Annotated in this window: 32 protein-coding genes and 1 tRNA gene; 21 read left to right on the top strand and 12 right to left on the bottom strand. The window is 35.8% G+C overall.

What is annotated here, in order from left to right; all coding sequences use genetic code 11:
- Window positions 1-25: 25 nt before the first annotated feature.
- The 6 genes from secG (at window position 26) to EL247_RS08035 (ending at window position 3342) form a co-directional block, all read left to right on the top strand.
- Complete coding sequence (secG, locus tag EL247_RS08060; protein WP_104719256.1) at window positions 26-370, top strand: preprotein translocase subunit SecG; 345 nt, start codon at window positions 26-28, stop codon at window positions 368-370.
- Window positions 371-380: 10 nt separating this feature from the next.
- Complete coding sequence (gene frr / locus EL247_RS08055; protein ID WP_054195186.1) at window positions 381-941, top strand: ribosome recycling factor; 561 nt, start codon at window positions 381-383, stop codon at window positions 939-941.
- A gap of 11 nt (window positions 942-952) precedes the next feature.
- Window positions 953-1564, top strand: coding sequence for an orotate phosphoribosyltransferase (gene pyrE / locus EL247_RS08050; protein ID WP_104745735.1), 612 nt, complete (start codon window positions 953-955; stop codon window positions 1562-1564).
- A gap of 8 nt (window positions 1565-1572) precedes the next feature.
- Complete coding sequence (locus tag EL247_RS08045) at window positions 1573-2049, top strand: RDD family protein (RefSeq protein WP_005021544.1); 477 nt, start codon at window positions 1573-1575, stop codon at window positions 2047-2049.
- A 62-nt stretch (window positions 2050-2111) separates the two neighbouring features.
- The gene (locus tag EL247_RS08040; protein ID WP_005021543.1) at window positions 2112-2792 is read left to right on the top strand and encodes a F0F1 ATP synthase subunit A; all 681 of its coding nucleotides are present in this window, start codon (window positions 2112-2114) and stop codon (window positions 2790-2792) included.
- A complete protein-coding gene (locus EL247_RS08035) occupies window positions 2776-3342 on the top strand; it encodes a thiamine phosphate synthase (RefSeq protein ID WP_104745734.1) in 567 nt (188 codons plus the stop codon). The genes EL247_RS08040 and EL247_RS08035 overlap by 17 nt, the downstream gene beginning before the upstream one ends.
- 3 nt (window positions 3343-3345) lie before the next feature.
- Here EL247_RS08035 and leuB read toward each other — a convergent pair whose 3' ends face one another.
- From leuB to EL247_RS08020, 3 genes are read right to left on the bottom strand one after another with little or no spacing between them, the layout of a single operon-like run.
- Complete coding sequence (gene leuB, locus EL247_RS08030; RefSeq protein ID WP_172594068.1) at window positions 3346-4407, bottom strand: 3-isopropylmalate dehydrogenase; 1062 nt, start codon at window positions 4405-4407, stop codon at window positions 3346-3348.
- Window positions 4394-4894 carry a 3-isopropylmalate dehydratase small subunit gene (locus EL247_RS08025; protein WP_005021539.1) on the bottom strand — a complete coding sequence of 167 codons (501 nt, stop codon included), beginning with the start codon at window positions 4892-4894 and terminating at the stop codon, window positions 4394-4396. The genes leuB and EL247_RS08025 overlap by 14 nt, the downstream gene beginning before the upstream one ends.
- Before the next feature lie 9 nt (window positions 4895-4903).
- On the bottom strand, window positions 4904-5122 hold the full coding sequence (locus EL247_RS08020) for a hypothetical protein (RefSeq protein ID WP_005021538.1): 219 nt from the start codon (window positions 5120-5122) through the stop codon (window positions 4904-4906).
- 169 nt (window positions 5123-5291) lie between these two features.
- Here EL247_RS08020 and EL247_RS08015 point away from each other — a divergent pair, with 169 nt between their 5' ends.
- The 8 genes from EL247_RS08015 to EL247_RS07980 all read left to right on the top strand — a co-directional run bounded on the left by EL247_RS08015 (window position 5292) and on the right by EL247_RS07980 (window position 10856).
- Window positions 5292-6080, top strand: coding sequence for a TOBE domain-containing protein (locus tag EL247_RS08015; RefSeq protein ID WP_104745732.1), 789 nt, complete (start codon window positions 5292-5294; stop codon window positions 6078-6080).
- Window positions 6081-6092: 12 nt separating this feature from the next.
- On the top strand, window positions 6093-6848 hold the full coding sequence (gene modA / locus EL247_RS08010) for a molybdate ABC transporter substrate-binding protein (protein ID WP_104745731.1): 756 nt from the start codon (window positions 6093-6095) through the stop codon (window positions 6846-6848).
- Window positions 6841-7236, top strand: a complete 396-nt coding sequence (locus EL247_RS08005) for a molybdate ABC transporter (protein ID WP_408609794.1) — start codon at window positions 6841-6843, stop codon at window positions 7234-7236. Before modA ends, EL247_RS08005 begins: the two co-directional genes overlap by 8 nt.
- The gene (gene modB, locus EL247_RS08000; RefSeq protein ID WP_005021533.1) at window positions 7236-7895 is read left to right on the top strand and encodes a molybdate ABC transporter permease subunit; all 660 of its coding nucleotides are present in this window, start codon (window positions 7236-7238) and stop codon (window positions 7893-7895) included. The genes EL247_RS08005 and modB overlap by 1 nt, the downstream gene beginning before the upstream one ends.
- Window positions 7896-7943: 48 nt before the next feature.
- A complete protein-coding gene (locus EL247_RS07995) occupies window positions 7944-8768 on the top strand; it encodes an ABC transporter ATP-binding protein (protein ID WP_230845569.1) in 825 nt (274 codons plus the stop codon).
- A gap of 247 nt (window positions 8769-9015) precedes the next feature.
- On the top strand, window positions 9016-9336 hold the full coding sequence (locus EL247_RS07990) for a F0F1 ATP synthase subunit C (RefSeq protein ID WP_054195180.1): 321 nt from the start codon (window positions 9016-9018) through the stop codon (window positions 9334-9336).
- 48 nt (window positions 9337-9384) lie between these two features.
- Window positions 9385-9468, top strand: a tRNA-Leu gene (locus EL247_RS07985).
- 263 nt (window positions 9469-9731) lie between these two features.
- Complete coding sequence (locus tag EL247_RS07980; RefSeq protein WP_104745730.1) at window positions 9732-10856, top strand: glycosyltransferase family 8 protein; 1125 nt, start codon at window positions 9732-9734, stop codon at window positions 10854-10856.
- A 191-nt stretch (window positions 10857-11047) separates the two neighbouring features.
- On the opposite strand, the gene metK is transcribed toward EL247_RS07980, so the two are convergent.
- Window positions 11048-12208 carry a methionine adenosyltransferase gene (gene metK, locus EL247_RS07975; protein ID WP_054195179.1) on the bottom strand — a complete coding sequence of 387 codons (1161 nt, stop codon included), beginning with the start codon at window positions 12206-12208 and terminating at the stop codon, window positions 11048-11050.
- Window positions 12209-12374: 166 nt separating this feature from the next.
- On the opposite strand from metK, the gene EL247_RS07970 reads away from it, so the two are divergent.
- Window positions 12375-12971, top strand: a complete 597-nt coding sequence (locus tag EL247_RS07970; RefSeq protein WP_005021528.1) for a peroxiredoxin — start codon at window positions 12375-12377, stop codon at window positions 12969-12971.
- Window positions 12972-13008: 37 nt separating this feature from the next.
- Here the strand turns inward: EL247_RS07970 and EL247_RS07965 are convergent, their stop codons facing one another.
- Window positions 13009-13866 carry an HDOD domain-containing protein gene (locus tag EL247_RS07965; RefSeq protein ID WP_005021527.1) on the bottom strand — a complete coding sequence of 286 codons (858 nt, stop codon included), beginning with the start codon at window positions 13864-13866 and terminating at the stop codon, window positions 13009-13011.
- A 141-nt stretch (window positions 13867-14007) separates the two neighbouring features.
- On the opposite strand from EL247_RS07965, the gene EL247_RS07960 reads away from it, so the two are divergent.
- The 6 genes from EL247_RS07960 (at window position 14008) to EL247_RS07935 (ending at window position 17772) form a co-directional block, all read left to right on the top strand.
- Window positions 14008-14709: an MqnA/MqnD/SBP family protein gene (locus tag EL247_RS07960; RefSeq protein WP_104745729.1), complete on the top strand. Its 702-nt coding sequence runs from the start codon at window positions 14008-14010 to the stop codon at window positions 14707-14709.
- 96 nt (window positions 14710-14805) lie between these two features.
- Complete coding sequence (gene ndk, locus EL247_RS07955; protein ID WP_005021525.1) at window positions 14806-15219, top strand: nucleoside-diphosphate kinase; 414 nt, start codon at window positions 14806-14808, stop codon at window positions 15217-15219.
- Window positions 15220-15585, top strand: a complete 366-nt coding sequence (locus EL247_RS07950; protein WP_054197929.1) for a YceD family protein — start codon at window positions 15220-15222, stop codon at window positions 15583-15585. It abuts the gene before it with no gap.
- A 10-nt stretch (window positions 15586-15595) separates the two neighbouring features.
- Window positions 15596-15751: a 50S ribosomal protein L32 gene (gene rpmF / locus EL247_RS07945; RefSeq protein ID WP_005021523.1), complete on the top strand. Its 156-nt coding sequence runs from the start codon at window positions 15596-15598 to the stop codon at window positions 15749-15751.
- A gap of 15 nt (window positions 15752-15766) precedes the next feature.
- Window positions 15767-16753, top strand: a complete 987-nt coding sequence (plsX, locus tag EL247_RS07940) for a phosphate acyltransferase PlsX (protein ID WP_081003337.1) — start codon at window positions 15767-15769, stop codon at window positions 16751-16753.
- Window positions 16754-16767: 14 nt separating this feature from the next.
- On the top strand, window positions 16768-17772 hold the full coding sequence (locus tag EL247_RS07935; RefSeq protein WP_060662857.1) for a beta-ketoacyl-ACP synthase III: 1005 nt from the start codon (window positions 16768-16770) through the stop codon (window positions 17770-17772).
- Between the two features lie 6 nt (window positions 17773-17778).
- Here the strand turns inward: EL247_RS07935 and EL247_RS07930 are convergent, their stop codons facing one another.
- From EL247_RS07930 to EL247_RS07900, 7 genes are all read right to left on the bottom strand, one after another.
- Window positions 17779-18174 (bottom strand): prepilin-type N-terminal cleavage/methylation domain-containing protein, encoded by a 396-nt coding sequence (locus tag EL247_RS07930; protein ID WP_054195175.1) that lies wholly within the window; start codon window positions 18172-18174, stop codon window positions 17779-17781.
- Entirely contained in the window at window positions 18164-18664 is a 501-nt protein-coding gene (locus EL247_RS07925) for a type II secretion system protein (RefSeq protein ID WP_005021519.1), read from the bottom strand. The genes EL247_RS07930 and EL247_RS07925 overlap by 11 nt, the downstream gene beginning before the upstream one ends.
- A gap of 165 nt (window positions 18665-18829) precedes the next feature.
- A complete protein-coding gene (locus EL247_RS07920) occupies window positions 18830-19492 on the bottom strand; it encodes a 16S rRNA (uracil(1498)-N(3))-methyltransferase (protein WP_126442177.1) in 663 nt (220 codons plus the stop codon).
- 1 nt (window position 19493) lies between these two features.
- Entirely contained in the window at window positions 19494-19901 is a 408-nt protein-coding gene (locus EL247_RS07915; protein WP_054195172.1) for a hypothetical protein, read from the bottom strand.
- Between the two features lie 230 nt (window positions 19902-20131).
- Complete coding sequence (locus tag EL247_RS07910; RefSeq protein ID WP_324809158.1) at window positions 20132-20767, bottom strand: DNA-deoxyinosine glycosylase; 636 nt, start codon at window positions 20765-20767, stop codon at window positions 20132-20134.
- Window positions 20754-21509 (bottom strand): TSUP family transporter, encoded by a 756-nt coding sequence (locus tag EL247_RS07905; RefSeq protein ID WP_126442176.1) that lies wholly within the window; start codon window positions 21507-21509, stop codon window positions 20754-20756. Before EL247_RS07905 ends, EL247_RS07910 begins: the two co-directional genes overlap by 14 nt.
- A gap of 51 nt (window positions 21510-21560) precedes the next feature.
- Window positions 21561-24683: an efflux RND transporter permease subunit gene (locus tag EL247_RS07900; protein WP_172594067.1), complete on the bottom strand. Its 3123-nt coding sequence runs from the start codon at window positions 24681-24683 to the stop codon at window positions 21561-21563.
- Window positions 24684-24807 lie beyond the last annotated feature (124 nt).

Below are 24807 nucleotides of genomic sequence, written 5' to 3'. Positions count from 1 at the left end.
CAGAATTTTTAAGCGAGGTAGAAGTATGAGTGGGATTTTATTAGTTGTGCAATTTGTTTTGGCAATTATCATTACTATTGTGGTGTTATTACAAAAAAGTTCAAGCATCGGGCTTGGGGCATATAGTGGAAGCAATGAAAGTCTCTTTGGTGCAAAAGGACCCGCAGGATTTTTGGCAAAAACGACTTTTGTGCTTGGATTTTTGTTTGTGGTAAATACTATCGCACTTGGTTATTTTTATACAAAAGATTCTCAGAAATCCATCGTGGATAATGTAGAGATACCAGCCACACAGACAAATCCTGCTCCAGCAGTTCCTGCTACCCCTGCTGCACCTATAGCTCCAGCTGCTCCAGCACAAACTAAATAGAAGGAAAATGATGAGTTTGCAAGAAATTTATAATCACACACAAGAGACAATGAATAAGAGCATTGAGGCAATGAAAAAAGAGTTTGGGACATTAAGAAGCGGTAAGGTTTCTGTGGCTATTTTGGACCATATTCGTATCGATTATTATGATACCCCAACACCTCTTAATCAAGTAGGTTCTGTGATTGCGCAAGATGCAAGTACGATTGTGATTACTCCTTGGGAAAAGAATCTTTTAAAAGAGATTGAAAGGGCTATACAAGAAGCTAATATTGGTGTGAATCCTAATAATGATGGTGAGGCTATCAAGCTTTTTTTCCCGCCTATGACAAGTGAGCAACGCAAAGAAATTGCCAAAGAGGCAAAAAATATTGGAGAAAAGGCAAAAATCGCTATTAGAAATATTCGCAAAGATTCAAATGATAAAGTCAAAAAACTTGAAAAAGATAAAACTATTAGCGAAGATGAATCCAAAAAAGCGCAAGATGAGATTCAGAAATTTACTGATAATGCGGTGAAAAAAATTGATGAGCTTGTAAAGCACAAAGAAGAGGAATTGCTTAAAATCTAAAAGGAATCATCATGGATATTATGCAAATTTATAAAAATGCAAATGCTCTTTTAGAAGGGCATTTTTTGCTTAGTAGTGGAAAGCATTCGCCCTTTTATTTGCAATCTGCAAAAGTTCTTGAAAATCCAAAAATAGCAGAAGAATTGGCAAGGGCATTAGCAGAGATTATTCGTGATTGTGGAGTGCAAATTGATTGTGTTTGTTCTCCAGCACTTGGTGGAATATTGGCTGGATATGAGCTTGCAAGGGCACTTGGAGTGAGATTTATCTTTACTGAACGCGTCAATGGCGCAATGACTTTGCGTAGAGGATTTGAGGTAAGTGAGGGTGAAAAAATACTTGTTTGTGAAGATATTATCACCACAGGCGGTTCTGCAATGGAAGCGGCTAAAGAAGTCCAAAAGCTTGGTGCAAAAGTCGTAGCTTATGCAGCCCTTGCAAATCGTGGAATCTGCAATCGCTATAAAAGCCCAAATTCTTTTGATGCAACAGAATGCAAGTTGGATTGCAATCTTCCACTTTTTGCCTTAGAGGATTTTGTATTTGAGACTTATACGCCAGAAAATTGTCCATTATGCAAACAAGGCAGTGTTGCCATTAAGCCCGGAAGTCGCGGTAATTAGAGTTTTGAATGTCAAAACAATGGAGAAAATTAAAAAAGCAGGGTTTCTCCAAAACTTCCATAGAATCTAATCTTACAAATAAAACCGAGATTCTTGCTACTTTTTGGGAAAGAGGCAAAGCTCAAGTGATTGATACTTTTATGATTTATTTGCCACTTTTGTATTTTCTTACTTATGTTGTTATTGGCAGTGCTCAAGGTTTTAGGGAATCTCAATGGGGACCTTTGATTGCTGTTTTGATTTATGGAGTTATTGTTGCTTTATTGATGGCGACAAAAGGGCAGACCCCGGGCAAGAAAGCTTATGATTTGTGGGTTAGGCGTAATGAGAATCAGCCCATTGGATTTTTCTTTTCTTTGTTGCGGTTTTTTCTATTTTTGTTTTCAGGTTTTACTCTCGTGGGACTTTTAATGCCTTTGTGGAGAAAAGATAAAAAAGCATTGCATGATTTAATTCTTAAAACTTCAGTTTATAAAAAAGGTTAATTTTTTATTAAAATTAGTTTTGGCATAATTATAGACTTTATAAAAATATGGGGAGTTAGTTTATGAATTCTATTTTTACATTTGCAGGGTTAATTAGCCATGACCATGATTTTATTATCGCATTTCATGTTATTTTGGTGGCTATTATTGCAGTTATTTTAGCCAAACTTGCCACTTCAAAAATGCAAGTTGTGCCAGGTGCAGTGCAAAATGTTTTTGAAGCGTTTTTGGGTGGGGTTATTTTTATGGCAAAAGATGTAATTGGAGAAGAAAAAGCGCGTCAATACTTGCCACTTACCGCAACACTTGCTTTTTTTGTTTTTTTGGCAAATGCAATTGGTATTATTCCGGGCTTTGAAGCACCTTCTTCAAGTCTTAGTTTCACTCTTACTTTGGCGTTGGTAGTATTTGTATATTATAATTTTGAAGGAATCCGCACCTTTGGTGTTGTCAAATATTTTGCACATTTTGCAGGACCGGTTAAGGCTTTGGCACCTTTGATGTTCCCTATTGAAATTATTTCTCATTGTTCGCGTGTGGTTTCACTCTCTTTCCGTCTTTTTGGAAATATTAAGGGTGATGATATGTTTTTGCTTGTTATGCTTATGCTTGCTCCTTGGGTTGCTCCTCTTCCTGCATTTTTAATCTTGACTTTTATGGCATTTTTACAAGCTTTTATTTTTATGATTTTGACTTATGTTTTTTTAGCGGGTGCAGTTTTGGCTAGTGAGGAAGCGCATTAAAGCTTACCTCATTACCGATTCAAAACTTTACCCAACCTCTCCTAGAGAATTTCAGAATTTTTATCAAAGGATTTTGGATTCTCATCGAATTGATTTTGCCTGCTATCGTGATAAACAAAATGTTTTTAATCCAAGCCTACTTGAAGTTTTTTTGAAGCTTAATCAATACTACAAGATTCCAAGTTTGGTGAATTCTAATTTGGCAATCGCATTGAAATTTGGTTTTGATGGTTTGCATTGCAATGGTATGCAAATGCAACAAATTGCAGAAGCAAAGAAAAAGATTCCTTTGGTGTTTTATAGTGCGCATAGTTCTGAGGAAATTTTGCAAGCTGATTTAGAGGGTGCAAATGGCATAACGATTAGTCCGATTTTTAAAACACAAAATAAAGGACAGCCTTTGGGGATTGATTTTTTGGAGAAGTTGAATCCAAAAGATTATCAAGCAGAAATTTTTGCACTTGGAGGGATTATTGGGGCAAAAGAAGTTGAGGCAATTTCTAAAACTCCTATCAAAAATTTTGCCTCAATTCGTTATTTTCTCTCTTAAGATTTAGATGTTTTGAGCAATAATACTTCCCATTTGTTCTGTGGAGCAAATTTCTTTTGCTCCAAAGTTTGCAATGTCTTTTGTTCGATAGCCCTTTTTGAGTGTGGTTTCTATGGCATTATCAATGGCGTTTGCAGCGTCAATTTCCCCTAGTGAGTAACGCAAAAGCATACTAGCACTTGCAATGGTTGCAATAGGGTTTGCAATTCCCATTCCTGCAATATCTGGAGCACTTCCATGGATTGGTTCATATACTGCTGCTTTGCCACCAATAGAAGCTGATGGCAATAAACCAATAGAGCCACTAAGCATACTTGCCTCATCGCTCAAAATATCCCCAAAAAGATTCCCCGTTAAAATTACATCAAATTGTTTGGGGTAGCGAATAAGTTGCATAGCAGCATTATCCACATACATATGGCTTAGCTCCACATCGGGATATTCTTTTGCCACTTCACTTACCACTTCACGCCATAATTGACTAACATCAAGCACATTTGCCTTATCCACAGAGCAAACTTTTTTATTGCGTTTTTGAGCGGCTTTGAATGCGGTATGTGCGATTCTCTCTACTTCGCTGACGCTATAAACCATAGTATTAAAACCGCGTTCTTTGTCGCGTCCTTTGGGTGTGCCAAAATAGATTCCGCCGATTAATTCACGCACGACTAAAATATCCACTCCGCTTACAATTTCGGGCTTTAATGTGCTTGCTTCAATGAGTTCATCATAAACTTTTGCAGGGCGGAGATTTGCAAAAACCTCCAAAGATTTTCTAAGACGCAATAATCCACTTTCTGGACGCAAATCCCTAGGGAGATTGTCCCATTTTTCTCCCCCAATAGCACCAAAGAGTGTCGCATCTGCCTTTAGGCAGCCTTCAATTGTTTCGTTGGGTAAAGGATTGCCGGTTAGATCATAAGCGATTCCGCCCATTAAGTAATCCTCAAAATCTAGTTTAAAACTAAATTTTTCTCCAACTGCTTTTAAAACCTTGACGGCTTCATTGATGATTTCAGGACCGATTCCATCGCCTTTGATAACGGCAATTTTATAATTTTTCATTTTGGTTTCCTTTTTGGGTTTTTGCATAAGGGATTAATCCCCCGCATTCAAGAAGTTCAAGCATAAAAGGTGGGATAGGCGTGAAGTGATATTGTGTTTTTTGTGTTTGGTTGTGAATGATTCCGGCTTTTAAATCAATTTCTAAAACATCACCTTCGTTAATTAAATCGGTTTCTTTGATTTCTAAAATTGGCAATCCCGTGTTAAAAGCATTGCGATAAAAGATTCTAGCATAGCTTTTTGCAATCACTGCTGCAATTCCAGCTGCTTTTATGGCAACTGGTGCATGTTCCCTGCTTGAACCACAACCAAAATTTTCTCCAGCTACAATAATATCTCCTTTGGAGATTTCTTGTGTGAAGTTTGCCCTTGCATCTTCCATTAAATGTGAGGCGAGAAATTTCTCATCACTAGTGTTTAAATAGCGTGCAGCAATAATCAAATCTGTATCAATATTATCTCCAAATTTCCAAGCTTTTCCTTGCATTTTTGCTCCTTAATCTTGATAAATTTCTAGTTTTGAGCCATTCCAATACCAGTCTTTTGATAAGAGTTTCTTTTTGGCTTCTTGTGGAATGTTTTTAAAAAAGATTCTTTGTGGCTCAATCTCATTGGTTTTAAGAGCGTGTTCAATACTCAAAAAAAGTGTTTCTAGCGAAGAAACTTTGACATTTTGCACAAGAATCTCCCCATTTTCTTGATTGATGATAGTCATTTTTGGAATTCCTTAAATTTTAAGATTTTAAAAATGTTATAAAAATTATAACAAAGCTAGCTTAAAACTTGAAAATATTTCTATATTGACAATCGTAATATATTAAAATATAATACGAGACAAAAGATTGCTTTTAGTAGAAATTTAATGATTGTAGGATGCTTGATTGATGGAAGTGCAAGGTCGTATTTGGATTAAGGAAAATAATAAAAATTTCTTGGGGCATGGAAAAGTAGAGCTTTTGGAGAGAATCGCAGAGAGTGGCTCTATTGCCAAAGCTGCAAGAGAGATGAAAATGAGCTATAAAGCAGCATGGGATAGCATTGATATGATGAATAAAATATCTCAACAACCTTTGGTGCTTAGGGCGACAGGAGGGAAAGGAGGGGGAGGCACGCAAATCACAGAAAAAGGCAGGGAAGCTATTAAAATTTTTCGAGAAATGGAAGAAATACAAGAAAAGCTTCTCAAACTTTTTGAAGTGGATTTAAAAGAATGGGATAATGTAACAAAAAATACAATTTTTGGGAGGCAATTTATACTAAAGACAAGCGCTAGAAATCAGTTATTAGGTGAGATAGTTGCTATTAAAGAAGGGAAGGTTAATGCAGAGGTAACTTTGCAAATAAGTCAAGATTTGCAAATTGTTAGCATTATTACTTTGCAATCCCTAAAAGAAATGGGTTTGGCATTGGGGATGCAGGTTTATGCTTTGGTAAAAGCAAGTTGGATTGTTATTTTTACGCAAAAACCTTCTGAGAATTCTCTGCAAAATTGTATGTGTGGAGAAATCAAGGCAATTTCTGATGGTGCAGTAAATTGTGGGATTACTATCCAAAGTGGCGAGATTGAATTTGGGGCAGTGATTACAGAAGATTCTAAAAACAATCTTGCTTTGGAAGTCGGGCAGAAAGTGTGGTTTGGCTTTAAAGCAAATGATGTAATTTTGGGAATATAAAAGAAGAATAAAATGTTACATAAAGTTATTTTTTTGGTTTTTTGCCTTGTTGGATTTACTTCAAGTGTTTATGCAGAACAAATTCGTGTTTTAGGGGCGGCGTCTTTAAAATATGTTTTAGAGGAAATTAAAAATGATTTTTTAAAAGATCGCAAAAATGATGAGATTGAAATTTCATATATTTCTAGTGGCAAAGCTTATGCGCAAATCAAAAATGGCGCACCAGTGCATTTATTTGTCGCTGCTGATGTAAGCTATCCTGCAAAGCTTTATGCAGATAAACTTGCACCACAAAAAGAAGAGATTTATGCAAAAGGCAAACTTGTATTGTGGAGTAATAATGCGGATTTTAAAGTTACAGATTTTAAAGATATTTTAAATCCAAAGATTCAACATATTTCAATCCCAAATCCAAAAGTCGCCCCCTATGGTCGTGCAAGTATTGAAGCTTTGGAATCTACAAAGATGTTAGAAAAAGTTCAAGGGAAATTTGTAATAGGTGAAAGCATTGGAGGGGCAACTACCTATGTAGAATCCAAAAATGCTGAAGTTGGTTTTACTGCTTTATCAATGTTGGGTAAAAATGGTATTGATACGCCAACAATGAGTTTTGTTGCAATTGATGAGAAGCTTTATAAGCCTATTGAACAAGCTCTTATTATCACAAACTATGGCAAAGATTCTAAACTTGCTCAAGAGTTTAAAGACTATATTTTGGGTCAAAAAGGCAAAGAAAAATTTATTCAATTTGGTTATAGTGTTGAATAATTTTGTAGGAATCTTGAAGCAAATTCAATCCTATAATGGAATTTCTCGATTAACCATAGAAATAGGAGATGAGCCTATCTCGGTTTTGCTGGTAGAAGAGTTGAGTTTGGAGTTTATAGGGCAGAATCTAGAATTGTGCTTCAAAGAGACAAATGTATTGGTTGCACTTAGGATAGAAGGGGTGGGAAATTCCTTTTGTTCTAAGATTGTAGAAATACAAGAAGATGAGCTTTTTGCGCGCATCATCTTAGAATCTCATTTGGCAAAAAATGGAAATATCAGTGCGCTTGTAAGTTTGGATTTTATTAATCAAAACGCTTTAAAAATCGGCAGTGAAGTGTTTTGGCATATTTCAGAAAATGAAATTATGTTGCTAGGAGTGGGTTGATGGATTTTGTTCAGACAATGCTTCTAACTTTCAAAGTTTCTATTTTGACTACTTTTTTGCTTTTATTAATTGCCATACCCTTGGGTTATTTTTTGGCGTTTAGTAAAAGCAAAATTGTGCCATTTTTGGAGACAATTGTTTCTATGCCTTTGGTGTTGCCACCGAGTGTTTTGGGGTTTTATTTGTTGATTGCTTTTAGCCCACAAAATATATTTGGCAAGTTTTTGCTAGAGACTTTTGGGCTTAAACTTGTTTTTAGTTTTGAGGGGTTGATTGTTGCTTCAGTAATTTTTAGTTTGCCATTTATGGTAAATCCGATTCAAGCTGGCTTTAGGAGCATTCCAAAATCTATTTTTGAAGCGGCTTTAACTTTGGGCAAAGGTCCTTTGGAGATTTTATGGCGTATTTTGCTGCCAAATATCAAACATTCTGTTTTAATAGGAATTATTATGGCTTTTGCACATACTATTGGTGAGTTTGGAGTGGTGATGATGATTGGCGGAAATATCGCAGGAGAAACAAGGGTGGCAAGTATTGCGATTTATGATGAGGTAGAATCTTTGAATTACGCATTAGCGCATCAATACGCCTTAATCCTTTTTATCATTACTTTTTGTATTTTGCTTTTAACTTTTTATCTTAACAAAAAGTCTGCTTAGATGATTTATCTGGATTTTCAAAAAAAGCTTTATAGCACTCAAGGTGAAGTGTTGTTAAAAGTGCAATGTAGTTTAAAAATGCGTGAGCTAATTACGCTTTTTGGCAAAAGTGGTGCAGGCAAAACAACGATTCTTAGGATTTTAGCTGGGCTTACTACGCCTGATTTTGGAATTATCAAAGTGCAAGATTCTATTTGGTTTAGCTCCAAAGATAAAATTAATATCCCCCCTCAAAAAAGGGAGATTGGTTTTGTATTTCAAGATTATGCACTTTTTCCTAATATGAGCATTGAAGAGAATCTCCTCTTTGCTTTGCCAAAAAGAGGGGATAAGAAGCATATAGAGGAATTGCTTGAGATTGTAGAATTGCAAAACTTTAGGAAAGTTAAGCCAAGTATGTTGAGTGGTGGGCAACAACAAAGAGTGGCTTTGATAAGGGCGTTGGTGCGGAATCCTAAGATTTTGCTTTTAGATGAGCCTTTTTCTGCGTTGGATGCTTCTATGTCCCAAAGATTGCAAGAAGAGCTTTTGAAGATTCATCAAAAGTTTGAATTAACAACTTTTTTTGTAAGTCACAATTTAGCCGATGTATTTTATCTTTCGCAATATGTTTTGCATTTGAATAATGGGGTGGTAGATAAACAAGGAACGCCTAGTGAAGTTTTTTTGAAAGATTTGCCTAGTGGCAAATTTCGTCAAAGTGGGACAATAGTGGAAATTTCTGTGAATGGTTTGGTGGCTATTGTGCGTGTTTTGGTGGGGAATTGGAGCATAGAAGTCGTGGTTTCTAAAAGTGAAGGGGAGAATTTGAAAGTCGGTGATTTGGTGCTTGTAAGCTCCAAAGCGTGGAATCCTATTATTGTGAAATTATAAGTTTTTAGTTTAAGTTAAACGGTGCTAATCAATTAAGCGGTATAAAACTTTCAGCACTTAAAGCATGCAAAAATCAAGGTTAAGAGGGATTTTGTATTAAGAAAATTTTGAAAGATTTTATTGTAAATTAAAAAAATTAACAAAGTTTTATTGAAAATTTAGCAAAAAGTGATAATAATTCAACCTCACAAAGTGATAAGTAGGGGACAGATCCGAACAGACTTTGAAAATTTATTGAGGAGATAAAATGAAAAAAATTCTTTTAGCTTTTTTTGCATTAGCTAGCGTAGCATTTGCTGCTGAAGGTGCTGGAGAGATGTTGTTGTCTTATTCTGCTATTGCTGCTGGTATTGGACTAGGTATTGCTGCACTTGGTGGTGCTATCGGTATGGGAAGCACTGCTGCTGCAACAATTTCTGGTATGGCTAGAAATCCGGGAGTTGGCGGTAAATTGATGACAACAATGTTTATTGCATTAGCGATGATTGAAGCGCAAGTTATTTATACACTTGTTGTGGCTTTGATTTTGCTTTATGCAAACCCATTCACAGGAATGCTAGGTTTATAATATCTTTTCGAGATTCTTCAAGAATCTCGGAATTTCTTCGAAATTTATGCGCTGGTGGTGGAATGGTAGACACACCATCTTGAGGGGGTGGCGGGGCGACCCGTGCGAGTTCAAGTCTCGCCCAGCGCACCATACTTCTAATTAAACTTCCTTTACTTGATTTGTTTTTTTAATTTGAAAATGAATTTGGGTTGTAATTTTTGCTATTAATTTGCCTAGAAACTTAACTGAGATTGTTATTTGGTTGGAATGAAAATTTTAATTTATGTTAGAATTTCATAAAACTTTTAGAAGGAGATTTATGTATCCTATCGTTTTTAATTTAAATGAAAGTTATGTGCCTTATGCTTCTGTATTGATGACCTCGATTATACAAAATACAAATAAAGATTCTAATGTTGCGGGGGGGGGGGGCGTATAATTTTCATCTCTTAATGGATTTTGTCAGCCAAGAAACAAAAGAAAAACTTCAAAACCTCATTTTAGAACTTTCCAAAACTTACCCCTGCACACTTAATATTCATATTTTAGAGGATGAAATTTTTAGAACCCAATCTTTGTGGACACTCAATGGAAATTATTCAGCTTACTATCGTCTAAAAATTGGCAGTATTTTGCCACAATCTATAACAAAATGTGTTTATTTGGATGTAGATATGCTTGTTTTGGGGGATTTGAGGGAATTGTTTGCCATAGATTTGAAGGGTAAAATTTGTGGGGCGGTGATGGATTATTATAGTGCCAATAGAGTCCTTAAATCAAAAACTGAAACTTACCCGCCAATTGACCTAAGTGTAAATTATTTTAATAGTGGAATAATGTTGATAGAATTGGAGTTGTGGAGAAAAGAAAATATAGAAAATAGAATTTTTGAAATTGCGGGAAATTATTATTGTCCAACACATGATCAAGATATTTTGAATGCTGTTATGCTTGGGAAGGTTTATAAGCTTTCAATAGAATGGAATATTTTAGTATATGTCTATTGCAATGCTACTTGTCTTGACGATAAAGGCAAGATAAATATTTCTTATCCAAGAAAAGACTTTAATAATGCACTTAAGAAACCTAAAATTTTTCATTATTACCTTAGATATAAACCTTGGCAGGATAGCAAAATTTATTTGGATTACCACAATAAATTTCTAGGGCAATATTGGTGGGATATGGTAGAGCAAACACCGATTTTTAAAGGGGAATTGCTAAAGAAAAAACCGCAAGCTGATAATGCCCTATCTTTTCAATGTTATTTGGGATATAAACTTTTAAGGCTTTACCAAAAGGGACTATTTTTAACTATTCCATTTTACACCTATTTTCTAATTACCCAAAAAGATTCAATGAAGATAGAGGAGATTCCATTGCAAGATTATAATCTTTCATATGAATTGGGAAGGTTGGCGGTTGCTGCTTATTCTAAACGCAAGCAAGGCAGATTGATTGTCCTGCCTCTTAGAATAATGAGCGTTATTAGGCGTTTTAGGAAAAATCAAGCAAAAATTTTCAAAAAAGATTCTTAAAACTTTGTAGATTTTGGTTGGATAAGTTTTGGTGGAGTGATAAAAATATCTTTGGTGATTGTTTGAAAGTGGGTAATAGCAAAGCTTGTTTTGGTGTGAAATGGAGGTTTGATTTTAAAATTTAAAAAACTTGAGAGATAATTAGCAATGTTTTTGGGGATAAAGAGGAGATTGTAATCCCTCTAAAGCCCTTATTTAAGATTGAAGTAGTCCTTGATAGCTTCTACTTTGTCGGTTTTTTCCCAAGTAAATTCTGGTAATTCTCTACCAAAATGCCCATAACTTGCTGTTTTTTGATAAATTGGGCGAAGTAAATCTAGCGATTCAATAATGCCTTTAGGAGTTAGGCGGAAGAGTTTTTTTACGCATTCTTCAATTTTGGAATCCTCTACTTTGCCTGTTCCATGCGTATTAACTAGAATTGAAACAGGCTCTACAACGCCGATGGCATAAGCAATTTGCACGGTAGCTTTATCGCAAATGCCACTTGCAACGAGATTCTTTGCTACATAACGCATTGCATAAGCCCCACTTCTATCCACTTTGCTTGGATCTTTTCCACTAAAAGCTCCACCGCCATGAGGGCAACTTCCACCATAAGTATCTACGATGATTTTTCTCCCTGTCAATCCCGCATCACCTTGAGGACCACCGATGACAAATTTACCGGTTGGATTAACAAAATAGCGAATATTGTTTGAAGCAAATTCTTGTGGCAAAGCCTTTTTGACAACTTCTTCAATCACTGCACTTCTAAGCATTTCTTGAGAGGTTTCTGGGCTGTGTTGGGTAGAAACTACAATTGTATCAATTTCTGTTGGGATTCCATTGGAATATTTGATAGTAACTTGTGATTTTCCATCAGGACGCAAAAAGGGCAATGTGCCATCTTTTCTAAGAGCTGCTAGTCTTTCTGTGATTCGGTGAGAAAGATAAATAGGAAGTGGCATTAAAACATCGGTTTCTCTGCAAGCATAGCCAAACATCAAACCTTGATCCCCAGCACCGATTTCTCCATCTTCCCTATCAACACCTTGGTTAATATCGGGGCTTTGTTCTCCAATGCCATTTAATACACCTGCACTGCGGTAGTCAAAACCATATTTTGCATCAATGTAGCCAATCTCTCTAATAACACGTCTAGCAATATCTTGCATAGGTGCATAAGTGTGTGTTTTTAGTTCCCCTGCAATCACGCAATAACCATTAGAAAGCAATGTTTCGCAGGCAACTCTTGCTTTTGGGTCTCGCTCTATAATATAGTCCAAAATCGCATCGCTAATTTGGTCTGCCATTTTATCTGGGTGTCCTTCAGTAACTGATTCAGAAGTAAAAAGAAATTCTTTTTTCATAAATTCACCTTGTATTTTTAATTTTTCGAAATTGTAACATTAGAAAACTTAAAATCATCACAAAATTAGTTGTGAAATTTTAGCTTTAATTTTGGCTTTATATTTTTTTGGATACTATTCTAATTGATATTTTTTATCAACAAATTATTTTTATAAAGGATTTAAAATGTTAGTTACAAAAAAAGCTCCAAATTTCAAAGCACCTGCGGTTTTAGCAGATAATCAAATTGTAGAAGATTTCGAACTTGCAAGAAATCTTGGTAGAAATGGTGCAGTTGTATTCTTTTGGCCAAAAGATTTTACATTTGTTTGCCCTTCAGAAATCATTGCAATGGATCACAGAGTAAAAGCATTTGCAGAAAAAGGTTTCAATGTAATTGGTGTTTCAATCGATTCTGATGTTGTGCATTTTGCTTGGAAAAACACTCCGGTAAATCAAGGTGGTATTGGTAATGTTCAATTCCCTATGGTTTCTGATATTACAAAACAAATTTCAAGAGATTATGAAGTATTAATCGATGAAGCAGTTGCACTTAGAGGTTCTTTCCTAATTGACAAAAATCAAGTTGTTCGCCATGCGGTAATCAATGACCTTCCACTTGGTAGAAATATGGATGAAATGTTAAGAATGTGCGATGCTTTGACATTCTTTGAAGAGCATGGTGAAGTTTGCCCTGCTGGTTGGAATAAAGGCGATAAAGGTATGAAAGCTGATGCAAAAGGTGTTGCAGAATATCTTTCACAAAATGCAGATAAGCTTTAATCGCATTCTTCTATCTTCCCACCTTTTAAAGGTGGGTTTAATCTTCAATCTCTTTTGCTAAGTTGTTTTTGGCTTCTTGCGGTAGATTAGCAAGGAAATTGCTCATATCAAAATTAATTTCTTGATTTTTTGCTTCGTTTAAAAGTGCAATAGCTTTTTTTGAGTTAAAAAGGCTAAAAGGCGCATAAGGTTCAAATAGGCAGTTGGTAATTGCTAGAGCATAAGCATTTTTTTTGATTTCGCTAGAAGCAGCATGAGGATTGTCAATATGGGCGATACTTTGAATGAGAATTTCATCAAATTTCCAATAATCAAACAAGAATCCTAAAAATGAAATGCTATCAATGCCACAATAGTGATTTTCTATTTCGTGGATATCTTGAAAGTTATGTGCTTTGTTTTCTTGTAGAAATTGTTCGCTTTTGTTGGACTTAATAAGCATATCAGAAAGCAGTATCATTCCTAGACGCAAAAGCATGGCGCATGGCACAAGAGTATTTGCCAAAGCTTTATCTTCTTCTTTTAGCCAATTTGAAATGAAATCTACTTCTTTGGAACAATTATTGAGAAAATCTGCCGTATTTAATCCATAGGGAGAAACATCGATATGAAAAGTGGATTTGAGAGAATTTGCTAATACAATGTTTTTGATATTATTGATTCCAAGTAGAGAGATGACTTGTTGGATTGTGGAAACTTGTCTTGAGAATCCAAAAAATGGGGAATTTGCAAGGCGTAATAATTCTGCAACCAACAAAGGATCTTTGGAGATAATAGTGGCAATTTTATTGATTTCCAAATTTGCTCCATTAGAATCAATGTAATTGCGTAATTCTTCTACGGTGCTAGGAAGTGGTGGAAGATTTTTGATGGTTTCTAATAATAAGGGATTCATAATTTCCTCCAATTTTTTATGCTATTTTATAGAAATTTTTTTGAAAGCTTACTTTATTTGAAGTTTTAGTAGAAACAACAAAAAAATTAACAAACTTTGGTGTAAAATATCCACAAAAAGTTTAGTGTTTTAAGGAAAATTATGCGTTTTGGAAAAATTGATTATTTAAATCTTCTTCCTTTTGAGGTTTTTATTCGTTCTTATCCGACAACCTCGCAATTTATGCTATTTTATAGGAAAAATAAATCTTATCCAGCAAAATTAAATAAAGAATTTTTATTTGGACGCATTGATGCTGGATTTGTCTCATCTATTACTGCATTGAGAGCTAAGAGCGAGAGATTCTTTGCCTCACAAGTCGGGATTGTAGCTAAGCGAGAGGTTTTGAGTGTGATTTGCATTCAAGGCAAAGAGGGGAGTGACTATCAATCTGCAACTTCTAATGCACTTTTAAAAGTTTTGGGATTAAAGGGTAGGGTGTTAATTGGTGATAGGGCGCTTTTTGAGGTGCTTAGACAAAAAGCACGAGGAGAAAAAAACTACATTGATATGGGGGAATATTGGTATCAAAAGGGGGGATTACCTTTTGTTTTTGGAAGGCTTTGTGTGAGAAAGGATTTTAAATCTTGTGAGAAGATTATTCAAGCTTTTAGCAAAAGCTATATTAAGATTCCTTATTATCTTTTAAATGAGGCTTCCAAAAATACTAAAATAGCCAAAAAGGACATTATAGAATACTTAAAAGTGCTTTCTTATAAAATTGATAAAAAGGCAAATTTTGGCGTGGAAAGATTTTATAGGGAATTAAGAATATCGGGGATTAAAGCACCAAAAAGATTCTAAAATCCAAAAGATTTAATTTTAAATGCAGGTTTTTTTTGTATAATAACACGCTTAATTTTATAAAAATCCAAAATTTGGGTTAAACTAGGAGCAAAAATGGAGCAGACATTATCCATTATCAAGCCTGATGCTGTCAAAAAGAATGTAATTGGCAAAATTGTTGATAGATTTGAAAGCAATGGCTTAAGAATCGCGGCAATGAAGAAAGTGCAGTTAAGCGAATGCGATGCACAAGAGTTTTATGCTATCCACAAAAGCAGACCATTTTTTAATGATTTGGTAGCATTTATGGTAAGCGGTCCTGTGGTTGTAATGGTTTTAGAAGGGCTCAATGCGGTTGCTAAAAATCGCGAATTAATGGGTGCTACTAATCCTAAAGAAGCAGCAGCAGGGACAATCCGAGCAGATTTTGCTGAAAGTATTGATGCTAATGCAGTCCATGGAAGCGATAGCTTGGAAAATGCAGAAAAAGAGATTCGATTCTTCTTTGCAGAAAGAGAAATTTGCTAATTGAACAAGATTCCTTTTAATAGGGCATTTCAGAGCTGTAAAAATGGAGAGAAAATTCCATTTTTTATAGAAAAAGATGCAATAAAGTTTGAAGGGGTTTTGGCTTATGATAGCAGTCATAGAGAATTCATCAAACTTTGTGGAACAATAAGAGGAACAATTGAGCTTGTCTGTGATTTGAGTGGAGAATCATACAATGAAGAGCTTAATGAGGATTTAGAATTTTATCTAAGTAATGGGCAGATTGATTTGGACAGCGAGCATTTTGAAGATATTGTCGAATGTGAGAATGGACAAATTGATTTGGAAGAAATTTTAAGAAGCGAATTAGAAATGATTCGTTGTGATTATCATATCAAAGAATAAGGAGAATAAAATGGCAGTACCAAAGAGACGCGTAAGTAAAACAAGAGCAGCAAAGAGAAGAACACATTATAAAATTACCTTGGCAATGCCGGTAAAAGATAAAGATGGCACATGGAAAATGCCACATAGGGTAAATAAATTTACTGGAAATTATAAAAATCAATAATTATAGGCTATAAGAGTGAGAATTGCTGTAGATGCAATGGGTGGAGACTTCGGTGCTTCGCCTCTTGTAGAAGGTGCCTTGTGGGCATTGAAGGAGAAAGATTTTTCTTTGGTTTTGATTGGTGATGAGAAGATTCTTGCACCTTTGATACCTGCACAAGTAAGCAAAGAAGTTAAGATTGTCCATTGTGATGATTTCATTGCGATGGATGATAGTGCAACTGCTGCTTTGAAGCGAAAAGAAAGTTCCATTTATGTTGCTATGGAAATGTTAAAAAGTAAGCAAGTTGATGCGGTAGTGTCTGCTGGGCATAGTGGTGCTACAATGAGTTTGGCAACTTTGAAGATTGGGCGTTTAAAAGGTATCAATAGACCTGCAATTTGCACTTTAATGCCGCGTATAGATGGCAATAAAAGTTTGGTTATTGATGCAGGTGCAAATGTGGATTGTAAGCCTGAGAATCTTTTTGAATTTGGCGTGATGGGGTATGAATATGCAAAATGGATTTTAAAATACCCTAACGCAAGAATCGGACTTCTCACTAATGGAGAGGAAGAGTGCAAGGGAAATGAGACGAGCAAGGCTGCCTTTGAACTCCTCAAAACACATCCTAATTTTCTTGGTAATATCGAGGGAAATAATATTTTTGATTCTTCTGTTGAAGTGGTTGTTTGTGATGGTTTTGTGGGCAATGTAGTTTTAAAAACAAGTGAAGGTGTGGCAGATTCTATTGTTTATCTTTTGAAAAAATACATTAAGGCTTCACCTATTAGCTTATTTGGTGCTTTATTTTTGAAGGGTGTTTTTAAGAAATTAAAAAAACAAATCGACTATGCAGAGTATGGTGGAGCGCCACTTCTTGGAATTGATGGGAATGTTATTATTTGCCATGGTAAGAGTAATGCCAAAGCTATGAAAAATGCGATTTTTCAGGCTATTGCTACGATTGAAAATGGCATCAATGATAAGATTTTAGAATCTTTAGAAAAATACAAAGATTAAAAAGCGGAGGAACAATGGAGAAAAAAATCTATGCAGCTTTAAACTCCATTGGTGCTTATGTTCCAAGCAAAATTATCACTAATGATGATTTGTCAAAAATCGTAGATACAAGCGATGAGTGGATACAAAAAAGAACAGGAATCAAAGAGCGGAGATTCGCAGAGGCTGCTGAAGCCACGAGTGATTTGGCTACAAAGGCAGCTAGAATCGCACTTCAAAGAGCTAAACTCAATCCAGAGCAAATTGATATGGTGATTTTAGCAACCATTTCTCCCGATTTTTTTTGTATGCCATCAACTGCCTGTGTGGTGGCAAATAATCTTGGTATTATTAATAAACCGGCTTTTGATATTTCTGCAGCTTGTAGTGGGTTTATCTATTTGCTTGCTTTAGCAAAATCATTGATAGAATCCAAAGCTTATAAAAATATTTTAATCGTTGGTGCTGAAAAACTCTCAAGCATAATAGATATGCAAGATAGAAGCACTTGTGTATTGTTTGGTGATGGTGCTGGAGCTGCTATAATTAGTGCCACAGAAGATAAAGAGGCTGCAATTTTGGATGTTAGGGTTGCTTCTAATGGAGCATACCAAGATTTCTTGATGACGCCGGGCTGTGGGAGTAGAAACCCAGCTAATGCAAGAATGTTGGAGGAAAGACTGCAATTTATCAAAATGAAAGGCAATGAGACATTTAAGATTGCCGTGAAAACATTAACTAATGATGTTATAGAGATTATGAAGGCTAATAATCTTACAAAAGATGATATTGATTTTTTTATCCCACACCAAGCAAATTCTCGCATTATCTCTGCTGTGGGAGAGGCTTTGGAATTTCCAAGTGATAAAGTGGTAAAAACAGTGCATAAATATGGCAATACATCTGCTGCTTCTATACCTATGGCAATCAATGATTATTATCAAGAAGGAAGAATCAAAAATGGCTCTAAATTGTTGCTTGATGCCTTTGGTGGGGGTTTAACTTGGGGTTCTGCTATTCTTACTTTTAATGGTGATTAGAAAGCTTTAGAAAATATCGCAGTAGGATTCTCCATTGTGCAAAGTGGCGCTTTTTGTATGCTCACATTCTAAAATCCCATTTTTTATTATAAAATAGACTTTTTTATCTTGATTAATGCCTATAAAGCCATTTTTTTGTGTTTCAAAGTAGCAAGTGCTAGGGTGCATATCAAGAGTATCATAGAGTTTTTGTAGGTCAATAGAGGGGTTTTGCGTATTTTGTGTTTTTATTTGAGTTCTCAAAGCGGTTTTAAAATTAAAAACTTGGAGTTGCAGTTTTTTGTCGCACGCACTTTGTTGGTAATTGAAAACTTTTGGAAGGGCAAAGCTAAGTAAAATGCCAAGCAAAATAAGTGCCAAAATAATCTCCAAAAGACTAAAGGCACTGCGTTTAAAATACAATAGAGTTGCTCAAAAGAGGAATAATTAGTGGTGTAGAAGGATTTAAATCAAGCTGGTAGATGAGTTTTTCGCAAGTGTCCCCATTGGAATTGGGTGTGGTGGTGGTGCTAATTTCTAAAAAGCGGGCTTGATTTGGATTTGTAGCTTGAGGTCCATTGGAAGAATTTAGCAGTTTTGCACTCACACACGCACTGCCATTGCTAGATTCTAGGGTGGTAGAAATGGCAAAATCCCCTAGATTCCAGTTTGAAGCACTAAGGCTAATGGCGCTATTAAAAGTGCCTTGCCCTTGCGAGAGAAAGTAAGCTGGGAATGAGCTTTTTAAGGTGTTAATATCGCTTTTTAGAGCCACAAGTTTTGCATCATCTCTGCTTGCAGAAATTTTTGGGATTGCCACAGCAGCCAAAATGCCTAAAATGACTAAGATAAATACTAATTCTAGCATTGTAAAAGCTTTTTTGGTTTTTGTTGTTTGGGTTGTGGATTGCATTCTATCTCTTTTTGAAAATTTAATTTTGGTTAAATATAAATATACCATTTTTTGATTTTTATGTAAAGGATTGTTTTAAAATAAATGCTGTAAATTTAAGTTTTGTTGATTGTATTTTGGGAAAAAGGTAAGGGATAAATCAAATATATTTACATTGAGTTAGAATTATAAAACTCTCGCTATTGCATAAATTGCGGCAGTTTCGCTACGCAAGATATTGCAGGAAGTGGCGGTGTATTTGGGATTGTTTTTTAGTGCTTCCCTTTCTTTTGGGCTAAATCCTCCCTCTGTGCCAACCAAAATAGGAATCTCTAGGCTACATTTTAGTTTCTCTCCCCCAAAGTCCAAAACTCCAGCATTTGGGTATTTCTCCAAAACCTCTTGCAGATTTTCCAAAATTTCAATTTCTAAAAGTGTGATTCGTCCGCATTGTTCGCAGGAATTTTCCAAGATTCTTTGGATTCGTTCTAAGTTAAGTTTGAAGTTTTTTTGTGAATATTCGGCATAAAAAAAGGTAATTTTTTGGAGATTGAGTTCGTTTAAAAAAGGGAGTGTTTTTTCAATATTTTTTGGGTCTATCATCGCCCATATTAAGTGTCCTTTGGGTGGATTTTTAAGCGGCATGTTTTGTGATGATCGCAGGGTTAAAGTAGCGTCTTTTTTGGAGAGATTTGTAATATTATAGGTATAAAGGTTAGAATCTTTTAGATTTCTTAAATGGAGTGATTCAGATTTTTTGGTGCGTCTTGATTGGAAAATGTGGTGGTAGGTCTCGCCCTCTAGTTTGAGTGTCGCCTCACCTGCGTTTTTGTGAATGATAAATTGCATTTTAACTCCATAAAATAAAGATTAATCCAAACGCACAAAAATCAAAAAGATATTTTGTTTTAGCCCATTTAAAGAAAGCCTCTCTAATGCTGAAATCCGCCTCCACTCTAATGAGTTTTTGTTTTTTGTGGCGTTTGATTTCAAAGATAAAAACAATTAGCCAAATAATAAGCATAGCTAGAATCTTGTAATTAAAAACAAAACCAAGCATTGCCCAAATAACCAAACCACTAAAAACGCTTGCACTTAAAAAAAGATAATATGCAGGAGCGACTAGGGCTAGAATCTTTAGCTTTTTGGTGTGTGAGGGGAAGAAAAACAGTGCGTAAAGATTGGCAAGCGGGAACAAAAAGAGTGGCATACAAAGCCACAAATGGTAGGTGAGAAGCTCGATGATGATAGATTCCAAAGATAGCCTTTTTGTAAATTTTGGGGAATTGTAGCAATAAAAATGGGGCTTGTAAAGACTTTTTGGACTTGTGGCTAAGAATTGGCTTGATTGGGGGATTTGGTTTGTGAATGGCTTGTGAAATTTGCTTATAAGCGAGGGTGTAAAAATTTGGAGGTGGGATTTGGTTTGCAAAATAATAGTGATTTTGGGTTGGTGGGCAAAATTAGCTTATAAGGCTAATTTATGGACTAAGTCGTAAGATAAGGGAGAATCTTGCTCCATTCTCTAAGCAATAAAGGCAGAGTGTATTTGGCATTTGCGGGGCTACTTGAGGGCAAGGGAATGTGTGGGAGTGGGATAAAATGCGGAGAATCTTGATGATAGAAAAATTGGCAGTAGAGCTTAGAGGCTTTTTGCCCGTTGGTAAAAATAACTTGAATTTGCGTGTTTTGGATAAGTGAATGAATGGGGTTTGGTTTGAGGATTTTTAGGGTGCTATCACTGGAGTTTTGGATATAGCATTCTTGCGTGATATCAAAGAGTGCGATATGGTGGGATTTTAGAAAGGCGATTTTGCATTCTTTGGGTTGATTGTGGAGTGGAGAATCAAACAAGCCCTCTAAGATTTTCCAAAAGCGATTTTGTTTATGAGCGTAGTAAAAGGATTCTTGCCTTGAAGCCACAGAGGGAAAAGAACCTAGAATCAAGATTTTGGAATCGCTAAAGATAATGGGTTCAAAAGGATGGCACAAAGGGGATTTTTGAGAATTTTCTGGGTATTTTATCAAAGGTTTTGATGAGCATGGTGGTGCTTTTGAAATGACTTGTGGTGGAGTTTGCAAAGAGCGTTTGAAACGGGATTTTTGGGGCTTAGAATTGTTCATAAAGAAGTTTTGCTGCCATAGCAAAAGAAACAATCACAATTAGAGGCTTGATGATTTTAATGCCATATCTAATAGCTGCCCTAGAGCCAAGATTTGCTCCGATAAACTGCCCCAAAGCCATCATTAGCCCAACTCCAAAGAGCATATTGCCCCCAATGGCAAAGAAGATAACCGAGGCAAGATTAGTAGCAAAATTATAGAGTTTAGCTTCCCCAAGAGCATTTGTAAGTCCATATCCCGCCAAAACAATGAGGGCTAATAGCAAAAATGAGCCGGTTCCCGGACCCAAAAAACCATCATAAAAACCAATTCCAGCTAAAGCAAAGAGAAAATAAGCCTTATGGAATCTTGTGGCTCTTTGTTCTTCTTTGATTTTGGGGGAAAAGAGAAAATAAAAGCCAAAAAGAATAATAAAAAAGGGTAGAAATTTTGAGAGAAAAGCAGAATTGATAAACTGCACACTAATTGTGCCTAGAGCGGAAAAAGCAAATGCTAAAATAGCAAAAGGCAAGCATTTTTTGAGATTGATGTAGCCTTTTTTGTAAAAAAGCCTCGTGGCAGAAAAACTCCCAAAAGCCCCTTGAAGTTTGTTAGTAGCAAGTGCTTCTAGTGGGGAGATTCCTGATAACAAAAGAGCCGGTAGAGTAATTGAGCCTCCACCCCCAGCAATAGAATCAATAAATCCTCCCAAAAACGCTGCCCCAAAAAGCAAAACCAAGGTTAGAATGTCAAATTCTAGCATTTTTTATCCTTGTTTGTGGTTGCAAAATTATATCTAAAAATATTTTGGATTTTAGATTCCTAATTCCTTTCGTTTGTTTTTTATCCATTCGCTAAATCTTGCTAGATACATATAAAAAAGCGGGATAAAAAAGACTGCCAAAAAGGTTGCTGCAAGCATTCCACCAATTACACCCGTAGAAATAGAATGCCTGCTCAATGCCCCAGCACCACTGCTTAAAGCAAGGGGTAATACACCCAAAGTAAAAGCCAAAGAAGTCATTACAATAGGGCGGAATCTGAGTTTGGCTGCACCAATGGCGGATTCTATGATGCTTAAGCCCTCTTTTTCTCTTAGGTGCATTGCAAATTCAATGATTAAAATTGCATTTTTTGCTGCTAGTGCAATTAAAACAAGCAAGCCAACCTGGAAGAAAATATCATTGTCCAATCCTCTAATCCAAGTTGCTAAAGCCGCTCCAAATACTCCAAATGGCACAGCTGATAACACCGCTAGTGGCATAAGCCATCTTTCATATTGTGCAACAAGAATCAAAAAAACAAAAATAAGTCCAAAAATAAAAGCTATGCTACCACTTGAGGCATTGACTTTTTCTTGATAGGTTGCACCAGAATAGGCAATTTCATAACCTTGAGGAAGAATCTCTTTGGCTACTTCTTCTAAAGCCTTGATTGCATCTCCGCTAGAATATCCAAATGCTGGAAATCCTATTACTTGTGCAGCAGGAAAGAGATTGAAGCGATTGACAATATCTGCACCTATTGTGCGTTTAAAAGAAAGTAGCGAGCTTAAAGGGACTAAATGATTGTCTCTAGAGCGGACAAAAATATCTTGCAAGTCTTGTGGGGATTGCCTAAAGTTTTGTTCAGCTTGAGTAATCACTCTAAAAGTGCGATTATAGAGTTCAAAATTATTGACATAATAACTTCCAAAAGTAACTTGCATTGTGCGGAATACATCATTGATATTTACATTTAAAGCACTGGCTTTTTCTCTATCTAATGTCACTTCATATTGTGGAGTATTGACAGCAAGAGAGGTAAATATATTGCCAATTTCAGGTCTTTGTAGGGATTTTTCAATCAATAAACGAGTGTATTTTTCTAAATCTTCCATACTGCCACCTTCTTTGCTTTGCACATAGATATTAATGCCACTTGAATCAAAACCGATAATTGTGGGGGCTTGCATTAGTAGAAAGTTTGCATTTGGGTAGGATTTGAGATGATTGCCAAAAGATTCTATGATTTCTCTATCGCTTTGCCCTTTGCCTTTTCGTTCATTCCAATCAATAAGGCGGTAAAAAGCTACCCCTCCACTTGTTTTGAAATTGCCAGCTAAGAAGCTGTATCCTGCAATTGTAGTCATTTCTGTGATGAGGGGGTGTTCTAGCCCTTGTTGGATTAAAAACTTCTGTGCCTCTGTAGTGCGTGAGAGTGAAGAGGCTTCTGGCAAAATTGTATGGATTATAATATTGCCCATATCTTCTGCTGGGACGAGGCTTGTTGGGATTCTTTTGAATAAATCATAAGTGGCAAACAAGATTCCGCCAAAAAGCAAAACAAACAACAATCCTCTTTTTAGAATCTTTCCAACTTGTAGTGAAAATTTTAGGGTAAGTTTGTCAAAAAGCTCGTTGAATTTTCGCACTGGATAAATGGCGGGTTTGTGCGTGGGCTTTAAAAATACCGCACATAAAGCAGGTGTGAGAGAAAGTGCCACACAGCCAGAAATTACAACTGAAATTACAATAGTAATTGCAAATTGCTTGTAAATCTCTCCACTAAAGCCTCCCATAAATGCCACAGGAATAAATACCGCACTTAATACCAAAACAATAGCTATTACAGGTCCTGTAATTTCTTTCATTGATTTGATTGTGGCTTCTTTGACATTGAGGTGTTCTGTGTGCATGATTCGTTCGACATTTTCAATGACAATAATTGCATCATCAACAACAATTCCAATTGCCAAAATCAGCCCAAAGAGTGTAAGAAGATTGATAGAAAATCCAAAAGCATAAAGTCCTGCAAATGTTCCTATTATAGATACAGGAATCGCAATAACTGGGATAATTGTAGCTCTTAGATTCTGTAAAAAAAGATAAATTACTAGCACTACTAAAATGATAGCTTCAAAAAATGTTTTGACTACTTCTTCCATAGAAGCAGTAATAAATTCTGTGGGGCGAAAGGGGTTTGAGTATTGCATACCTTCGGGGAATTTTTGTGAAAGCCTCTCCATTTGCTCATTGACAGCATTAGAGACTTCTAGCATATTAGCTCCTGGTTGCAAGGTAACTCGGATAGGCACAGAGGGAATATCATTATAAAAATTGCTTTGCAAATAATCTTGCGCACCTAATTCTATCCTTGCAAGATCTTTTAGTCTAAGGCTAGAACCATCGGGGTTGGAGCGGATAAGGATATTTTCAAATTCTTCTTTGCTAGTAAATAAACCTTTGGTGGTGATATTGTAAGTAAATTCGCTTTGTGCAATAGGCTCTGCCCCAAATTTTCCGGGTGCAAATTGTGAGTTTTGCTCTTCGATTTTGCTAATTACTTCTAGGGGTGTGAGATTGTAGGTAAGAAGTTTGTTTGGGTCAAGCCAAATACGCATAGCATAGGTTTGCAAACTCCATAATTCTACATTGATTCCAGAGATTCTTTTAAGTTCATCGACGACATTTAAAAGAGCATAGTTTTCAATATAGATTTTATCGTGGTTTGGGTTATTAGAATAAATATGATAGAGTCCTACAACTGCTGTTGAGCCTTTTTGGACTGTGATTCCTAGTCTTTGGACTTCGCTTGGGAGTTGGCTAAGCACAGATTGGACGCGGTTATTGACATTGACAACAGCCATATCAGGATTAGCCTCATTGCTAAAAAAGACATTAATGGTGAAATTTGCTCCACTTGAAGGAGATGAGGATTGTATATAAATCATATCCTCTACCCCATTAATGCTATTTTCTAGGACGCTAACAACGCTTGTAGAGACTGTTTGCGCAGTTGCTCCGGGATAACTTCCGCTTACAATAACTTGCGTGGGAGTTACTTTGGGATATTGCTCTATGGGGAGTGCAAACATACACAAAAATCCCGCAATCACAATTATAATAGAAATCACTGCAGAAAATGCAGGGCGATTAATAAAAAATTTTGAAATCATTGATAAACCTTATTTTGTGGGGTTTAGAATTTTAAAGGCGGAATTATAAAGAATGAGAGTTAGTCTAAGTCAAGAGTAAAATGGATAATTTTTGATTTTATTTTTCTAAAAAAATGCTTTAGCT

The sequence above is a fragment of the Helicobacter pullorum genome, from assembly GCF_900638355.1.
Classification (GTDB): domain Bacteria; phylum Campylobacterota; class Campylobacteria; order Campylobacterales; family Helicobacteraceae; genus Helicobacter_D; species Helicobacter_D pullorum.
Note: the sequence above shows the minus strand (reverse complement) of the source record. Positions and strands in the feature narration are given on the sequence as shown.

Bases quoted from the DNA above. Each gene is read 5' to 3' on its own strand.
- secG (WP_104719256.1), top strand. From the start codon at position 26: ATGAGTGGGATTTTATTAGTTGTGCAATTTGTTTTGGCAATTATCATT.
- frr (WP_054195186.1), top strand. From the start codon at position 381: ATGAGTTTGCAAGAAATTTATAATCACACACAAGAGACAATGAATAAG.
- pyrE (WP_104745735.1), top strand. From the start codon at position 953: ATGGATATTATGCAAATTTATAAAAATGCAAATGCTCTTTTAGAAGGG.
- EL247_RS08045 (WP_005021544.1), top strand. From the start codon at position 1,573: ATGTCAAAACAATGGAGAAAATTAAAAAAGCAGGGTTTCTCCAAAACT.
- EL247_RS08040 (WP_005021543.1), top strand. From the start codon at position 2,112: ATGAATTCTATTTTTACATTTGCAGGGTTAATTAGCCATGACCATGAT.
- leuB (WP_172594068.1), bottom strand. From the start codon at position 4,407: ATGAAAAATTATAAAATTGCCGTTATCAAAGGCGATGGAATCGGTCCT.
- EL247_RS08025 (WP_005021539.1), bottom strand. From the start codon at position 4,894: ATGCAAGGAAAAGCTTGGAAATTTGGAGATAATATTGATACAGATTTG.
- EL247_RS08020 (WP_005021538.1), bottom strand. From the start codon at position 5,122: ATGACTATCATCAATCAAGAAAATGGGGAGATTCTTGTGCAAAATGTC.
- EL247_RS08015 (WP_104745732.1), top strand. From the start codon at position 5,292: ATGGAAGTGCAAGGTCGTATTTGGATTAAGGAAAATAATAAAAATTTC.
- modA (WP_104745731.1), top strand. From the start codon at position 6,093: ATGTTACATAAAGTTATTTTTTTGGTTTTTTGCCTTGTTGGATTTACT.
- modB (WP_005021533.1), top strand. From the start codon at position 7,236: ATGGATTTTGTTCAGACAATGCTTCTAACTTTCAAAGTTTCTATTTTG.
- EL247_RS07990 (WP_054195180.1), top strand. From the start codon at position 9,016: ATGAAAAAAATTCTTTTAGCTTTTTTTGCATTAGCTAGCGTAGCATTT.
- EL247_RS07980 (WP_104745730.1), top strand. From the start codon at position 9,732: ATGTTGCGGGGGGGGGGGGCGTATAATTTTCATCTCTTAATGGATTTT.
- metK (WP_054195179.1), bottom strand. From the start codon at position 12,208: ATGAAAAAAGAATTTCTTTTTACTTCTGAATCAGTTACTGAAGGACAC.
- EL247_RS07970 (WP_005021528.1), top strand. From the start codon at position 12,375: ATGTTAGTTACAAAAAAAGCTCCAAATTTCAAAGCACCTGCGGTTTTA.
- EL247_RS07965 (WP_005021527.1), bottom strand. From the start codon at position 13,866: ATGAATCCCTTATTATTAGAAACCATCAAAAATCTTCCACCACTTCCT.
- EL247_RS07960 (WP_104745729.1), top strand. From the start codon at position 14,008: ATGCGTTTTGGAAAAATTGATTATTTAAATCTTCTTCCTTTTGAGGTT.
- ndk (WP_005021525.1), top strand. From the start codon at position 14,806: ATGGAGCAGACATTATCCATTATCAAGCCTGATGCTGTCAAAAAGAAT.
- rpmF (WP_005021523.1), top strand. From the start codon at position 15,596: ATGGCAGTACCAAAGAGACGCGTAAGTAAAACAAGAGCAGCAAAGAGA.
- EL247_RS07935 (WP_060662857.1), top strand. From the start codon at position 16,768: ATGGAGAAAAAAATCTATGCAGCTTTAAACTCCATTGGTGCTTATGTT.
- EL247_RS07925 (WP_005021519.1), bottom strand. From the start codon at position 18,664: ATGCAATCCACAACCCAAACAACAAAAACCAAAAAAGCTTTTACAATG.
- EL247_RS07920 (WP_126442177.1), bottom strand. From the start codon at position 19,492: ATGCAATTTATCATTCACAAAAACGCAGGTGAGGCGACACTCAAACTA.
- EL247_RS07910 (WP_324809158.1), bottom strand. From the start codon at position 20,767: ATGAACAATTCTAAGCCCCAAAAATCCCGTTTCAAACGCTCTTTGCAA.
- EL247_RS07905 (WP_126442176.1), bottom strand. From the start codon at position 21,509: ATGCTAGAATTTGACATTCTAACCTTGGTTTTGCTTTTTGGGGCAGCG.
- EL247_RS07900 (WP_172594067.1), bottom strand. From the start codon at position 24,683: ATGATTTCAAAATTTTTTATTAATCGCCCTGCATTTTCTGCAGTGATT.